The organism is Variovorax paradoxus (genome assembly GCF_024734665.1).
Lineage (GTDB): Bacteria > Pseudomonadota > Gammaproteobacteria > Burkholderiales > Burkholderiaceae_C > Variovorax.
The window spans coordinates 2,650,684-2,665,158 of the sequence record NZ_CP102931.1; the positions used below are offsets into that span (position 1 = coordinate 2,650,684).

General features: G+C 66.3%; 16 protein-coding genes. 10 read left to right on the plus strand and 6 right to left on the minus strand.

Features of this window, described 5'->3' with window-relative positions; all coding sequences use genetic code 11:
- Nucleotides 1-8 precede the first annotated feature (8 nt).
- The 7 genes from NWF24_RS12445 to NWF24_RS12475 all read left to right on the plus strand — a co-directional run bounded on the left by NWF24_RS12445 (nucleotide 9) and on the right by NWF24_RS12475 (nucleotide 6,866).
- Nucleotides 9-278 (plus strand): hypothetical protein, encoded by a 270-nt coding sequence (locus NWF24_RS12445; RefSeq protein ID WP_093056478.1) that lies wholly within the window; start codon nucleotides 9-11, stop codon nucleotides 276-278.
- A 65-nt stretch (nucleotides 279-343) separates the two neighbouring features.
- A complete protein-coding gene (lgt, locus tag NWF24_RS12450) occupies nucleotides 344-1,174 on the plus strand; it encodes a prolipoprotein diacylglyceryl transferase (RefSeq protein WP_258354424.1) in 831 nt (276 codons plus the stop codon).
- A gap of 112 nt (nucleotides 1,175-1,286) precedes the next feature.
- Nucleotides 1,287-1,955, plus strand: a complete 669-nt coding sequence (locus NWF24_RS12455) for a GntR family transcriptional regulator (protein WP_258354425.1) — start codon at nucleotides 1,287-1,289, stop codon at nucleotides 1,953-1,955.
- Between the two features lie 28 nt (nucleotides 1,956-1,983).
- On the plus strand, nucleotides 1,984-3,450 hold the full coding sequence (locus tag NWF24_RS12460; RefSeq protein ID WP_258354426.1) for a malonyl-CoA decarboxylase: 1,467 nt from the start codon (nucleotides 1,984-1,986) through the stop codon (nucleotides 3,448-3,450).
- A 97-nt stretch (nucleotides 3,451-3,547) separates the two neighbouring features.
- On the plus strand, nucleotides 3,548-4,534 hold the full coding sequence (locus NWF24_RS12465; protein ID WP_258354427.1) for a Bug family tripartite tricarboxylate transporter substrate binding protein: 987 nt from the start codon (nucleotides 3,548-3,550) through the stop codon (nucleotides 4,532-4,534).
- Entirely contained in the window at nucleotides 4,531-5,310 is a 780-nt protein-coding gene (locus NWF24_RS12470) for an enoyl-CoA hydratase/isomerase family protein (protein ID WP_258354428.1), read from the plus strand. The genes NWF24_RS12465 and NWF24_RS12470 overlap by 4 nt, the downstream gene beginning before the upstream one ends.
- Before the next feature lie 17 nt (nucleotides 5,311-5,327).
- Complete coding sequence (locus tag NWF24_RS12475) at nucleotides 5,328-6,866, plus strand: malonate--CoA ligase (protein WP_258354429.1); 1,539 nt, start codon at nucleotides 5,328-5,330, stop codon at nucleotides 6,864-6,866.
- 10 nt (nucleotides 6,867-6,876) lie between these two features.
- Here the strand turns inward: NWF24_RS12475 and NWF24_RS12480 are convergent, their stop codons facing one another.
- Nucleotides 6,877-7,941 carry a phenylacetaldoxime dehydratase family protein gene (locus NWF24_RS12480; RefSeq protein WP_258354430.1) on the minus strand — a complete coding sequence of 355 codons (1,065 nt, stop codon included), beginning with the start codon at nucleotides 7,939-7,941 and terminating at the stop codon, nucleotides 6,877-6,879.
- A gap of 17 nt (nucleotides 7,942-7,958) precedes the next feature.
- Nucleotides 7,959-8,963, minus strand: a complete 1,005-nt coding sequence (locus NWF24_RS12485) for a carbon-nitrogen hydrolase family protein (protein ID WP_258354431.1) — start codon at nucleotides 8,961-8,963, stop codon at nucleotides 7,959-7,961.
- 189 nt (nucleotides 8,964-9,152) lie between these two features.
- Here NWF24_RS12485 and NWF24_RS12490 point away from each other — a divergent pair, with 189 nt between their 5' ends.
- Complete coding sequence (locus NWF24_RS12490; protein WP_258354432.1) at nucleotides 9,153-10,115, plus strand: AraC-like ligand-binding domain-containing protein; 963 nt, start codon at nucleotides 9,153-9,155, stop codon at nucleotides 10,113-10,115.
- 6 nt (nucleotides 10,116-10,121) lie between these two features.
- On the opposite strand, the gene NWF24_RS12495 is transcribed toward NWF24_RS12490, so the two are convergent.
- The 4 genes from NWF24_RS12495 to NWF24_RS12510 form a co-directional block, all read right to left on the minus strand.
- Entirely contained in the window at nucleotides 10,122-10,547 is a 426-nt protein-coding gene (locus NWF24_RS12495) for a universal stress protein (RefSeq protein WP_258354433.1), read from the minus strand.
- A gap of 75 nt (nucleotides 10,548-10,622) precedes the next feature.
- Nucleotides 10,623-11,444 (minus strand): sulfite exporter TauE/SafE family protein, encoded by an 822-nt coding sequence (locus NWF24_RS12500; RefSeq protein WP_093056586.1) that lies wholly within the window; start codon nucleotides 11,442-11,444, stop codon nucleotides 10,623-10,625.
- A 305-nt stretch (nucleotides 11,445-11,749) separates the two neighbouring features.
- Entirely contained in the window at nucleotides 11,750-12,082 is a 333-nt protein-coding gene (locus NWF24_RS12505; RefSeq protein WP_258354434.1) for a cell division protein ZapA, read from the minus strand.
- Entirely contained in the window at nucleotides 12,079-12,303 is a 225-nt protein-coding gene (locus NWF24_RS12510; protein WP_019652365.1) for a hypothetical protein, read from the minus strand. Before NWF24_RS12510 ends, NWF24_RS12505 begins: the two co-directional genes overlap by 4 nt.
- Nucleotides 12,304-12,408: 105 nt before the next feature.
- Here NWF24_RS12510 and NWF24_RS12515 point away from each other — a divergent pair, with 105 nt between their 5' ends.
- Both NWF24_RS12515 and NWF24_RS12520 read left to right on the plus strand, forming a co-directional pair.
- A complete protein-coding gene (locus NWF24_RS12515; RefSeq protein ID WP_258354435.1) occupies nucleotides 12,409-14,004 on the plus strand; it encodes a flavin monoamine oxidase family protein in 1,596 nt (531 codons plus the stop codon).
- A gap of 25 nt (nucleotides 14,005-14,029) precedes the next feature.
- A complete protein-coding gene (locus NWF24_RS12520) occupies nucleotides 14,030-14,452 on the plus strand; it encodes a c-type cytochrome (protein ID WP_258354436.1) in 423 nt (140 codons plus the stop codon).
- The last annotated feature ends 23 nt before the right edge of the window (nucleotides 14,453-14,475 follow it).

The following is a 14,475-nucleotide window of genomic DNA, read 5'->3' on the forward strand; positions in this document are numbered from 1 at the left end:
CGAACGACATGCACACGATCATGGTGATGGGCGGCGGCTTCGTGCTGCTGGTGGTGTTCCTGCTGGCCGCGCGCTTCATGGGCGACGGCTCTTCGGCGGCGCTGGCCGTGGCGGCCAAGTGGTTCATTCCGGCGTGGTTCATCGGCGCGGGCATCAACATGGCCGTGGGCGTGATCAAGGCGGGGTACTCGGTGGCCGAGGAGTTGCCAATCTTCCTGCTGATCTTCGCGGTGCCGGCCGTGGTGGCGGGGCTGCTGTGGTGGAAGTTCGGGCGCTAGTTCTTCGGTAGCGGCCTGAATATCCCCGTCCCGGCCCCGACATTCGGCCGGGGCACAATCCGCGGATGCTCATGTATCCGCAGATCAACCCCATCGCCCTGCAACTCGGGCCGGTGGCCATTCACTGGTACGGCCTGACCTACCTGGCCGCGTTCGCACTGTTCTATTTTCTCGGCACGCGCCGGCTGCGGCATGAGCCGTACCGCTCGCTGGTGGGCGCGGGCGCATGGCAGCGCAGGGACATCGAGGACATTCTTTTCCTCGGTGTGATGGGCGTCATCGTCGGTGGGCGGCTGGGTTACTGCCTGTTCTACAAGCCCGAGTTCTATCTCACGCATCCGCTCGAAATCCTCTACGTGTGGCAGGGCGGCATGAGCTTCCATGGCGGGCTGCTCGGCGTGATCGGCGCGATGGTCTGGTTCTCGCGTTCGCGCGCGCGTCCGTTCTGGCAGGTGATGGACTTCGTCGCGCCCTGCGTGCCGACAGGTCTTGCCGCCGGCCGCGTGGGCAACTTCATCAACGGTGAGCTGTGGGGCCGCTTCAGCAGCCCCGATCTGCCCTGGGGCATGGTGTTTCCGCAAAGCAACTCGATGCTGCCGCGCCATCCCTCGCAGGTTTACCAGTTTCTGCTCGAAGGGCTGCTGCTCTTCGTGGTGATGTGGCTCTATGCGCGCAAGGAGCGCAAGCAGGGGCAGGTGGCCGCGGTGTTCCTGATTGGGTACGGCGTGCTGCGCTTCGTGGCGGAGTACTTCCGCGAGCCCGACGACTTCCTCGGTCTGCGAGCGCTCAACCTGAGCCAAGGGCAGTGGCTCAGCGTGCCGATGGTGATCGCCGGCATCGCGCTGTGGTTCTGGTTCGGCCGCGCCGGCAGCAAGGCCGCCACCGCGCGCGCTTGAGCCTCTTGAATCGGAAGTTCGCAGGGTAAGTACCAGCCGCGCCGGATCGGGTGCAGGCTCAGAATTACGCGTAATTACAGGAAATTACGCTGCACTTGCTGCCCCGATCCGTATGCGCCTGGTCCCCAACTCCCTGCACGATGAAGTCGCCGCCACGCTGCGCGAGCAGATCTTCGACGGCACGCTGATTCCCGGCAGCTTCCTGGACGAAGCGGCCCTGTGCGAGCGGCTTTCCATCTCTCGCACGCCGTTGCGCGAGGCGCTCAAGGTGCTTACCGCCGAAGGCCTGCTGCGGCACGAGCCGCGGCGCGGCTGCTTCGTCAACGAGGTGACCGAGCGCGACCTCGACGAGATCTTTCCCGTCATCGCGCTGCTCGAAGGACGCTGCGCCTACGAGGCAGCCCGCAATGCCAGCGACGCCGAGCTGCACGAGCTCGACGCGCTGCACGAGCGGTTGGTGCGCCACGCCAAGGCGCGCCGCATCAACGACTACTACGCCACCAACCACATCATTCACGAGGCGATCATCAAGCTCGCTGACAACAAGTGGCTGGCACAGGTGATTGGCGACCTGCGCAAGATCCTCAAGCTCGCGCGGCTGCAGCAGCTGCATGCGCCGGGTCGGCTCGACCAGAGCCTGTCGGAGCATCTGGCCGTGTTCGCCGCGCTCAAGGCGCGCGACAGCGAAGGCGCCGACGCCGCCATGCGCACGCACATGACGCGCCAGCGCGAGGCGCTGCGCGAAGTCATGCGCAATCAGAAATCCAGGGTGATGCCGTGACCATCCCCTCAAAAATTGGAGTGCCCCGATGAGTGCGACCGAATGGTTCCAGGCGCGGCTGCGTTCTGGCGAAAAGTCCAAGGTGCCGGTGGCGCCCGAAGCTGCTGCCAAAAGCGCGCCGAAGAATGCGCCCAAGCCCAGCGCACGCTCGACCGCCGAGCGCCTGCAGGTCACTCTGCGCAAGGCCGACGAAGCCCTGTCGCCGCGCGCGTTGCGCCGCGTGCTGGCCGACCTGCAGGCCGTGATCGACCCGCGCGTGAGCGAGGTCGAGGGTGGCCGCCGCGCCCACGCCATCGCGGACGCCTACCGCGCCGCCACGGCCGAAGAGCGCCGCGACTACTGGGCGCTCATGAGCGAGCATTTCGCCGCCGATGCGCAAAAGCTCAAGACTGCCCGCGACCAGCACCAGGCGGCAGTCGGCACGCCCGACGAAGGCCAGGCCGAGCTGCGCCTGCGCCGCGCGCTGGTGTCGCCGCGCATGCGCCTGCTGCAGCGCTTTGCGGTCGAGCCCGAAGGCATGCGCTTCCTGGTCGACTTGCGCGCCGACCTGCTGCCGTGCCTGAAGGCCGACAAGCGCCTGCTTGCGCTCGACGCCGAGCTGGAGCAACTCTTCTCCACCTGGTTCGACGTGGCCTTCCTCGAACTGCGCCGCATCGACTGGGATTCGCCGGCTTCGCTGATCGAAAAACTCATCCGCTACGAGGCGGTGCACGACATCAAGAGCTGGTCCGACGTGAAGAACCGGCTCGACGACAGCGACCGCCGCTGCTACGGCTTCTTCCATCCGCGCCTGCCCAACGAGCCGCTGATCTTTGTCGAGGTGGCGCTGGTCGATCGCATCAGCGACGGCATCACGCCGCTGCTCGACGAGGCCGCCGTGCCCGTGCTGCCGGCAAGGGCCACCACCGCGATCTTCTATTCGATCAGCAACACGCAGAACGGCCTGCGCGGCGTGAGCTTCGGTGATTCGCTCATCAAGCGCGTGGTCGAGACCCTGCAGGACGAGCTGCCGCGCCTGAAGACCTTCGCCACGCTTTCGCCGATTCCGGGCTTTCGCACCTGGCTCGCGAAGAACGCCGCCGACCTGCTGCCGCGCCTCGACGAGAAGCGCGAAGCCGAGCTCGGCCGCCTCGTCGGCTCGTTGCCGCCGACCGCCGAGCGCCTGCTCGCCGCATTCGACGCGGCCGCCACCTTCGACGCGAAATCGCCGCTGCGCCAATGGCTGATGCAGGCCGCCGCCGAGTACCTTGGCCGTGCGCTGGTCGACGGCACGCCGGCCGATCCGGTTGCGCGCTTTCACCTGGGCAACGGCGCCCGCGTGGAGCGCCTGAACTGGGCCGGCGATCCGTCGCCCAAGGGGCACAAGCAGTCTTACGGGCTCATGGTCAACTACCTCTACGACCTCAAGCGCCTGGACAAGCATCGCACCTGGCTGGCGGATGGCAAGGTGGCAGTATCGGGAGACGTCGAAAGCCTGTACTTCAAAAAAGGCTGAAGTCCGTATCGGAAAGTCCCAAGCGCCGGCGCCACAAGCGCCTGCAACAGCCGCATCGTGCGGCAAGATCCACAACGACAGACAGGAGAAGAGACACATGAACCCAAGCTTTCAACGCCGCGACGTCCTGCGCGTGGCTGCCGCCGGTGCGGCCGTTCTCTGCGGCGCAGCGCGGGCCCAGCAGGGCTGGCCGACGAAGCCCGTGACGATGATCGTGCCGTTCCCGGCCGGCGGCGGGACCGACGCGTTCGCGCGGCCGCTGTCGGGGCAGTTCTCGCGGCTGACGAACCAGTCGCTCATCATCGACAACCGCGGTGGCGCTGGCGGCACGCTGGGTGCGAGCGTGGCCTCGAAGGCTTCGGCCGACGGCTACTCGCTGTTCATGGGCGCGGTGCACCATGCCATTGCGCCGTCCGTCTATCCCAAGCTCGACTACGACATCGAGAAAGACTTTGCGCCGCTGATGCTGCTGGCCAACGTGCCGCAGGTGGTGGTGGTCAATCCGCGCCGCGTGGCGGCCAACAACATCAAGGAATTCATCGCGCTTGCCAAGGCCAACCCCGGCAAGCTGAACTACGGCTCGGCTGGCGCCGGCACCTCGCACCACCTGGCCGGCGAGTTGTTCAAGATCCAGACCGGCACCTTCATCACCCACATTCCTTACCGTGGTGCCGGGCCGGCACTGGCGGACCTGATCGCCGGCAATGTCGACTTGATGTTCGATGGCCTCGGTTCCTCGGCCCAGTACATCAAGAGCGGCCGCATCAAGGCACTGATGGTGGCCGGCACCAAGCGCAACCCCGCGTTCCCCGACGTGCCGTGCGCCGCAGAGGTGGGCTTGCCCGACTACACCGTGACCACCTGGTACGGACTGTGGGCACCCCGGCGCACGCCTGCCGATGTGCAGCCGCAGATCGTCGCCGAGATGCAGAAGGTGCTGGCGGCTGACGACATCAAGAACATCTGGGCCCAGAACGGCTCGGAAATCCCGACCCTCACGGGCCCTGCCTACGGCAGCTTCGTGAGCTCCGAGATCAAGCGCTGGGCCACGGTTGTGAAGGCCTCGGGCGCGAAGATCGAATGACGGGCGGCAGCGGCATCTCGTTGCGCCACGAAGGCTCCATCGCGTTCGTCACGTTGTCGAACGCGGGGCGCCTCAATGCCATGACGCGCGCCATGTGGCGCGAGCTGCGAGCGGTGTTCGACGGCCTGCGCAACGATGATGGCGGCCTGCGCTGTGTCGTCGTGCGCGGCGAGGGCGGGGCTTTCTGCGCGGGCGGCGACATCTCCGAGTACCCGTCGTTCCGCTTCGAAGAGCCCAGCCTGCGCGAGTTTCACGAGAACGAAGTGTGGGCCGCGCTGCAGGCCATGCTCGACTGCCCACTGCCACTCGTCGCGCAGATCGAGGGCGCCTGCATGGGCGCGGGCATCGAGATTGCGAGCTGCTGCGACATCCGCCTGGCCGGCGCGTCCGCGAAGTTCGGCGCGCCCATCGCAAAGCTCGGTTTCCCGATGGCACCGCGCGAAGCTGCGCTGGTGCATGGCGCCATCGGCGGCGTGCTCGCGCGCGACATGCTGCTTGCCGCCGGCGTGCACGGCGCGCAGCGCCTGTACGACGCGGGCTTTCTGCTGCAGGTGCTGCCCGACAACGAAGTGGCAGCCGCCGTGCAGGCGCACGCCACGCGCATCGCCGCGCTCGCGCCGCAGGCCGCGCGCCTGCACAAGCAGACCTTTGCCGCGCTGCGGGCCGGAGCCCCGTCGGCCCACGACTTGCTGGCCACCGCCTACGACTACGCAGACTCCGCCGAACACCGCGAGGGCATCGCCGCCTTTCTCGCCAAGCGCACCCCGAATTTCTGAAGACAAGAAACCGCCAGATGAAGAAGACCGCCAACGCCAACCTGTTTGCCGCCCTGCGCGCGGCTTTCCCTGCCGACCTCGACAGCATTGCCGTCGAAACCGACAACGGCCTTTTCTATTCCTGGCGCGACGTCGAGCGCGCCAGCGCCATGATCGCCAACCTGCTCGATGCGCTGAAGCTGGAGAAGGGCGCGCGCATCGCGGTGCAGGTCGAGAAATCTGTCGAGGCCATGCTGCTGTACCTCGCCACGCTGCGCGCGGGCTATGTGTTTCTGCCGCTCAACACCGCCTACCAGAGCGCCGAGATCGAATACTTCATCGGCAACGCAGAGCCGGCCGTGGTGGTGTGCACCAGCCGCAATGCGTCGTGGGTCGGGCCGATTGCCAACGCGGCGGGCACGCAGCACGTCTTCACGCTGGACGACGACCGCACCGGCACGCTGCTCGAAATCGCCGCGCAATGCAGCGACCAACACACCGTAGCCCAGCGCAAGGCCGACGACATGGCCGCGATCCTCTACACCAGCGGCACGACCGGCCGCAGCAAGGGCGCGATGCTCACGCACGGCAACCTGCTGTCGAACGCCCAGGTGCTGAAGGACTACTGGGGCTGGACCGAAGGCGACGTGCTGATCCACGCGCTGCCCATCTTCCACGTGCACGGCCTGTTCGTCGCACTGCACGGCGCGTTGCTCAACGGCAGCAAGATGCTGTGGTTCTCGAAGTTCGATCCGAAGCGCGTTGTGCAGAAGCTGCCCGAAGCCACGGTGTTCATGGGCGTACCAACGCTGTACGTGCGGCTGCTGGCCGAGCCGGGTCTCACGCGAGAGGCGGTGCGCAACATGCGCCTGTTCGTCGCGGGCTCGGCGCCGCTGCTGATCGAAACCTTCGACGAGTGGCGCGAGCGCACCGGCCACACGATTCTCGAACGCTACGGCATGAGCGAAACGGTCATGCTCACGTCGAACCCCTACACCGCCGCACAGGGCGAACGCCGCGGCGGCACCGTCGGCTTTGCGCTGCCCGGCGTGCAACTTCGCGTGCGCGACGACGGCGGCCGCGACTGCACCACCGACGAGATCGGCAACATCGAAGTCAGCGGCCCCAACGTGTTCGCGGGCTACTGGCGCATGCCCGAGAAGACGAAGGAAGAGTTCACCTCCGACGGCTTCTTCAAGACGGGTGATGTGGGCAAGATCGACGGCCTGGGCTACATCGTCATCGTCGGGCGCAGCAAGGACCTGATCATCAGCGGCGGCTACAACGTGTACCCGGCCGAGATCGAGGGCTACATCAACGAGATGGCCGGCGTGGCCGAGAGTGCCGTGGTCGGCGTGCCGCATCCTGACTTCGGCGAGGTGGGCGTGGCCATCGTCATCGCGAAGGCAGGTGCTTCGCTGGATGCCGAGGCCATCGTGGCCGAGCTGAAGGCCAGGCTCGCGAACTTCAAGATTCCGAAACGCTGCTTCGTGGTGCCGGAACTGCCGCGCAACGCGATGGGCAAGGTGCAGAAGGCGCTGCTGCGCGCGGAGCACAAGGCGCTGTTCGCGGGCTGATCGAATCGGCTCATGCAACGGGCGCGAGCCCGTTCATCAGCCCGCTGCGTGCATGGCAGTTGATGTACTCGTAGCTCTGCTCGTCGGCCTTCAGCACCGACACCTCGTGGTACACGCGCAGCTGCAGCTGGAAGTTCAGCGCCTGCACGTACCGCATGAAGCTGCCGAAGATCGCGACGTGCGTGGGGTGCGACTCGGCCCAGCGTTCCATGTCGGCCAATGAGCGCCAGTAGCTCAGGCCGAACGACTTCTGCAGCGTTGCGCCTTGCGCATCGAGGTGATGCATGTAGCGGTTGCTGTAGCAGCCGATGCCCAGGCCCTGGTCGCGCAGGAAGTCCATGCCCTCGTGCAGCACCGGCTCCATGTCTTGCAGGTAGAGCGTGCGTTCCTGCCCGGTGGTGTCGGTCCATTCCTGGCCGGAGCGGATCATCGCGATGTTCTCGTGGCCCGCGATGCGCACGCGCTGGCCCGGAGCCGGCGTACCCGCGACGATGGCGCGCGTGCCCGAAGGCGCCATCGCATCGGTCTGCGACAGCGGGATGCGGTCGCGCATCGAACCCCAGTAGCCGTGCTCCTGCAGCTCGCCGCTGACCTCGCCCATGACCACGCCGACGCCCTCGAAGCGGTCGGGCGTGTTGAACATGGTCTCGAAGTGCTCAACGCGCGGTGACGCGATCTCGCGGAAGTAGCCGAGGCCTTCGTTGAGTCGCTCGTCGGAGCGCCACCAGGCATCGATGGCGGGCGTGGCGCACCAGCGTGTGTAGGCCGCGGCGTCGCTCCAGTAGGCGATGGCGATCATGTTGTCGAAGCCGTCTGCATCGACGTAGTGCGTCAGGTCGTGGTGGCCCGGGCCGTCGGGCAGGGCGAAGTCGCGGGCGATCTTCATCAGCGCGGCGCAGGCGCGGCCCTGCATTTCAGGGCCGCGCGATTGCACGCCGAAGTAGCCCATCACGGCCTGCTTCACCGACGTGGGCGCACGGGCCGACCACACGGGGTAGGGCGGCGTGTAGTCGTCTTCCACGCGGCGATGCCGCGTGCGAGGGCACTTCAGGTGCTCGGCAATGGCTGATTCCATGGCGTGCCTCCGTGGGTTCAGGCTGCGACCGGCTCGGGCACGCTGGTTTCAGGCTCGGGCGTGTGCTGCACCACCACGGGTTCGCGGCGCGTCTTGTTGAGCAGCAACTGGGTGACGTCGGGCCGCGAGTAGTGGCCGCTTGGGTCGGCAGCCGCCTTGGCGAGCGAGATCATGCCGAGGTCGATGTCGGCGATGACGAGGCCTTCTTCGTCTTCGGCGAGCGGCGTGCCCAGCGGAGAGCCGTCCGGTGCGTAGATGCGTGCGTAGCCGCCGCCGACGCCCAGCATCTGCTGCTTGCCGGCGTCGGTGCATATCAGCTCGCTCATCGCCTTCGACACGGTGGCGCAAGGCGCGATCACGAAGCACCCGCCCTCGGCGGCGTATACCTGGCTCGCCGCGTTGTTGACCTCGTGGCCCAGCGCGTAGGCCGCACCGCGGTAGAGCGAGAAGCTCGGCCATGCCCCGCAGTGGATCTGCTCGTTCTGCGAATACATCGCGTACTTGCTGAGCGGCTGCAGGTGCTCCCAACAGCACAGCGAGCCGATGTTGCCGATGGGCGTCTCGACCACGTGCAGATCGGCGCCATCGCCTTCGCCAAACACCGTGCGTTCCACGTGTGTGGGCTTGAGCTTGCGCCGCGTCTGCACTGTGTTGCCCTGGTCGTCGATGAGCGCCTGCGCAATGTAGAGGCTACCCGCCGCCTTTTCGCTGTAGCCGAGCGACACCCAGATCTTGAGCTTGCGCGCTGCCTCCCTGATGCGGTCGAACTCGGCCGAGCCGACGACCAGCGAGTTGTCGTGGTAGCGCTGCACGAACTGCATGCCCCAGGCCGGCGAATCGAGCCAGATCCACCACGGGTAGCCGGGCACCCAGGTCTCGGGAAAGGCAATGAGCTGCACGCCCTGTTTCGCGGCCTGCGCCATCAGGTCGATGGTCTTGTCGATGGTGCCGTCGAGGTCGAGGAACACAGGGGCGGCCTGCACGGCGGCAACGCGCAGCTTGGGGTGGACGGTGGTGGGCATGGTGAGTTCTCCAGATGCAATGAAAGTAACGAAGCGTCTGCCGCACGCACGACGCACCGGGTTTGCGCTGTGGCATGCGGGTTGCTTGAAGCGTAAATTCGCGCCGCCGGAACGCCTTGACCCGGATTGGCGGCGTTCTTGTTCCAGCGTTGCATGCCCTGTCCGCCCAGGCTTTCCGAGGATCCCCCGATGACCCAGTTGCTCAGCACCGACGCCGTCCCGCGGGACCAGCGGCTTGCCTACTGGACCGACATGATCTGCAACGTCTACGTGCAGCTAGGCTGCGATCCGGTGCGCGAAGGCGATACCAGCGATTTCGAAGGCAGCATCCGCCAGCACACGCTGCCCGGGCTCGATGTGTCGGTCGTCACCTCGGGCCCGCAGAAGGTGATGCGCACGCCGGGGCACATCTCGCACTCCAGCGACGACTACTTTCTCGTGAGCATCCAGGCGCGTGGCCGTGGCGTGGTACGGCAGGACGGCCGCGACGCCGTGCTGTCGGCCGGCGACTTCGCGCTGTACGACAGCACGCGGCCTTATCAGCTGCTGTTCGACGAATCCTTCGAGCAGATCGTGCTCAAGCTGCCCGGCGAACGCCTGCGCAGCGAGTTGCGCGACACCGAGGCGCTGACGGCCACCACGGTGTCGGGCCGTGCGGGCGCGGGGCACCTGCTGCTGGGCATGATCCACACGCTGCGCGAAGACATCGACACGCTGCAGCCCGCATCGGCACTTGCAGTGGCCAACGGTGTGCAGAACATCCTGGTGGCGGGGCTGCAGACGCTGCCTGCGGCGAGTGCGCCGTCGCTCAGCAATCTCACGGCGTACCACCTGGCGCGCGTGAAGCGGCTCATCGACGAACAGCTGGCCGATTCATCGCTGTCGGTGGGCACGCTGGCGGCGGCGCTGGGCGTGTCGGTGAGTCACATCCACCGCGTGTTCAGGAGCGAGCCGCTGACGCCGTCGCAGTACATCTGGGAGCGCAGGCTGGAGGCGTGCAGCCGAGACCTGCTGGAGCCGCGCCTCGCGGGCCGGCCGGTGGCCGAGATTGCCTATGGCCGCGGCTTCAACGACGCGGCGCATTTCAGCCGCGCGTTCCGCGAGCGCTTCGGCTGCTCGCCGCGCGAATGGCGGCAGCAGCGCATGCAGTAAGAAGGGCTACTGGACCAGCATCACCGTCGTGTTGGTTTCGGCGACCACCTTGGTGGCGACCGAGCCCATCAGCGCGCGGCCGAAGATGCCGTGGCCATGGGTGCCGAGCACGATCAGCCCCACTTGCGCCGCCGCGGCCGACTTGAGGATTTCCTCGGCCACATGGCCGTGGCGCGAGTCGATCGTGTAGTTGCTCACGCCGCTCTCGGCGAACAGCGCCTTCACCGGGTCGAGCACCTTGGCGTTTTCCTCGGCGTAGTAGTCCGTCACCAATTCTTTGCTCAGGTGGCGTGCGACGTGGCCCGAGATGCCGGTGCACACGTGCACCACCACCAGTTGGTGCCCGTCCACGAACATGGCGCGATTGGCAAGCAGGTAGTCGAGCGCCTTGCGGGTGTAGGCGCTGCCGTCGACGGCGATGAGGATTTTCATGAAACCCTTATACGGCGCGGCTCCGCGCACCGCAACGGGGCGTACCTCAGGCCCGAAGGGCTTTGCCCGGCCGGATCAGCCGTGCAGGCCCTTCCAGAGCATGTAGGCCGCGAGCAGGTACAGGATGCTCGCGAACACGCGCTTGAGCTTCTTCACCGGCAGGCTGTGCGCCGCCTTCGCACCCAGTGGTGCGGTGAACACGCTGCACAGCGCAATCACCGCCAGCGCGGGCAGCCAGATGTAGCCGAAGGAGCCGGCCGGCAGGCCTTGCACCGACTGGCCGCTGACCGCATAGCCGAGCACGTTTGCCACAGCAATCGGAAAGCCCAGCGCCGCGCTGGTGGCCACCGCGTTGTGAATGGACACGTTGCACCACGTCATGAACGGCACGCTGATGAAGCCGCCGCCCGCGCCCACCAGGCCCGAGATGAAGCCGATCGCGCCGCCCGCCGCGAGCTGGCCGCCCGTGCCCGGCATCTGCCGTGTGGGCGCGGGCTTCTTGTCGAGGAACATCTGCGTGGCCGAGAAGCCCACGAACAGCGCGAAGAAGATGGCCAGCGCCGTGCCCTTGAGCAGCGAGAACACGCCCAGGCTGCCGGCAAGGCTGCCGATGACGATGCCGGGCGCGAGCCGCCGCACGATGTCCCAGCGCACCGCGCCGCGCCGGTGGTGCGCACGCACGCTGGACACCGAAGTGAAGATGATCGTCGCCATCGAAGTGGCGATGGCCATCTTCACCGCGAGGTCGGCCGGCACGCCGCGGTGGCCCATGATGATCGTGATGAACGGCACCATCAGCATGCCGCCGCCGATGCCCAGCAGGCCCGCGAGAAAACCGGTGCCGAGGCCGAGAGCGGCGAGTTCGGCGATCAGGAGGGGGTCGAGCAGGGCAGCGATATTCACGGGAAAGTCACGCAAGGGAAGTGAGGGGCTGGAAAAAGCAACGGCCCCGAGCAATGGATGCAGGGGGCCGTGGCAGGAAAAGGTGTCTGCAGGTGATGTGCCGGACCCGCATCCTGAACCAGGGTTCAGGTGGGCGAGGGCAGCAGGACTTCGGGTTCATCTGACGCGAGATGATCACGCCCGTCGAGCGATGTACCAAGCCCGGCTCCGGAGAGCATTGGAACAAGGAAATATTAAGCCCGACACAGTCTGCAGACGGATTGGATTTTACGCCTCGTCCGTCTTCGTGCCAGCCTTATTCAGAGTAAATGTCCATCGCCAGCCAGGGCCTGATCGAGTTTCTGGATGAGCTGCGTGGCCTTCGCGTCGGTTTCGACACTGTCTGCAACCGAAGTGGCAACTGGTGCCGCGGGCGCTGCGGCAACAGCGGCCTGCTGCGCGGCGAGGTCGAACGCCAGGTTCAGCGAAGCCAGCACCGCGATGCGGTCACGGGCCTTGACTTTTCCGGCATCGCGAATCTTGCACATGGCTGCGTCCACGCGTTCGACGGCTTCGCGCAGCTGCGCCTCGCCGCCATCGGGACAGCCGAGCAGATAGCTCTGGCCCATGATCTGTACTTCAATCTGCTTCATGCGGGGGAATCTTCGGAGGGTGGTTCAGCCGGCAACCGTTCGAGCAGGGCATCGAGGCGCGTGCGTGCCGCAACGAGCCGCGACTTCAGGGCGTCGCGTTCGCGTGTGAGCGCATCGACCTGCTCCTGCAGCAGCGCATTGGTGCGTTGCACCTCTTCGTGACGCACAAGCAGTCGTTCAACACGCTCGGCAATCTGATCGATAGGGCTGGAGGCGGGCATGGTTGGCGATTGTAGTTTCCCAGGGAAGCGGCCCCCAGGCGGGGCCTGGGCGTGGCATGGATTCTGCTGCCTTCCAGTTGCCTTTCAAACTCCAATAGCCAGTCAATGACCACGAAGAACAACACTTTATTCAGTCGGCGCGACCTGCTTACGCTCATTGGCAAGACCGCAGGGGGCGGCGCGATGTACCAGGCGATGACCTCGCTGGGCTTTGCCGCCGAATCCAACTACAGCGGACCGCCGAAGCTCGATGGCGCAAGGAAGGGTGCGTCGGTGCTGGTTCTTGGTGCAGGCCTGGCCGGCATGGCCGCCGCGCTCGAACTGCGCAACGCGGGCTACTCGGTCAAGGTCCTCGAGTTCAGCAATCGTGCGGGCGGCCGGTGCTGGACGCTGCGCGGCGGCGACACCTTCACCGAGCTGGGTGGCGCCGTGCAGCAATGCGGCTTCGCCAAGGGCGAGTACTTCAATCCGGGACCATGGCGCATTCCCTATCACCACCATGCAGTGCTGGGCTACTGCAAGCGACTGGGCGTGGCGCTGGAGCCCTTCGTCCAGGTCAACTACAACGCGCTGGTGCATTCGAGCAAGGCCTACGGCGGCAAGCCGCAGCGCTACCGCCACGTGCAGGCCGACTACCAGGGCTACGTCGCCGAACTGCTCGGCAAGGCCACGACGCAAGGCAACCTCGACGCGGCACTGACGAAGGAAGACAAGGAGAAACTGCTCGAAGGCCTGCGCCGCTGGGGCGCGCTCGACACGCAGTTCCGCTATCTCGAAGGCACCATCAGCAGCGATCGCCGCGGCTATGAGGTCGATGCGGGCGGCGGCCTCATGCCGTTGGCCAAGCCGTCGAAGCCGCTCGACATGAGCGAGCTGCTGCAATCGAATCTTTGGCGTTACATCGCCAGCGGGCAGGACTACGAATTCCAGAGCGCGATCTTCCAGCCCGTGGGCGGCATGGACATGATCGCAAAGGCATTCCAGAAAGAAGTCGGCAGCCTGATCCGCTACGGCGCCAAGGTCACGAAGATCGAGCAGAACGACCGCGGCGTGACGGTCACCTACACCGATGCATCGAAGGGCGGCGCAGTCACGCAGGCCAAGGCTGACTGGTGCCTGTGCACCATTCCGCTGTCTGTGCTGAGCCAGATCGACATCCAGGTGGGCTCGGCAATGCAGGAGGCCATCAACGCCGTGCCTTACGGCGCATCGGTGAAGGTGGGCCTGCAGTTCAAGCGCCGCTTCTGGGAAGAAGACGAGCACATCTACGGCGGCATCAGCTACACGGACCTGCCGATCTCGCGCATCTCGTACCCCTCGACGCGCTACGGCGCAAAGGGCAAGTCGGTGGTGCTGGGCGCCTACGTGTTCGACGGCCCGAACTCCTACGAATTCACCGCCATGGCGCCCGAGGAGCGCGTGCGCCGCGCGGTCGAGTTCGGCACGCAGCTGCATCCGCAGTACGCGAGCGAATTCGACAACGGCATTTCCGTGGGCTGGCACCGGGTGCCCGGCACGCACGGCTGCTACGGCATGTGGACTGACGAGACGCGCCAGAAGCACTACAAGAACCTGTGCCAGGTCGATGGCCGCATCGCGCTGGCCGGCGAGCACGCTTCCTACATTCCGGCCTGGCAGGAGGGCGCACTGCTCTCGTCGCTCGACGCCATACAGCGGCTGCATGCCCGCGCCGTCGCGTGAAAGCCGAGTGAAGGACACACCCACCATGAACAACAACATCACGACCTTCAAGCGCGCGCTGCTCGGCCTTTCGCTGGGTGCGCTGGCCTCGGTGGCCGGCCAGGCCGCTTTCGCGCAGTCGCCGGAGCCCGTCTTTTCCGTCGGCCCCCGATTCCAGGAAAGCTCGGGCGAGGCGATCTACCGCGCGACCTGCCAGGGCTGCCACATGGCGCAAGGGCAAGGGGCGAAGGGCGCAGGCGCCTATCCGCCGCTCGCCTCGAACCCGCGGCTCGCGAGCGCGGAATACCCGCTTTACGTGGTGATCAACGGCCAGAAGGGCATGCCTGCCTTTGGCAAGATGCTGAGCGACGAGCAGATCGCTTCCGTGGTCGGCTACGCGCGCACCCATTTCGGCAACCAGTACCCTGACGCCATTGCGGCGGAGAGCGTCAAGAAGCTGCGGCCTTGATCGGCCTTCTTCTTTTGATGCCT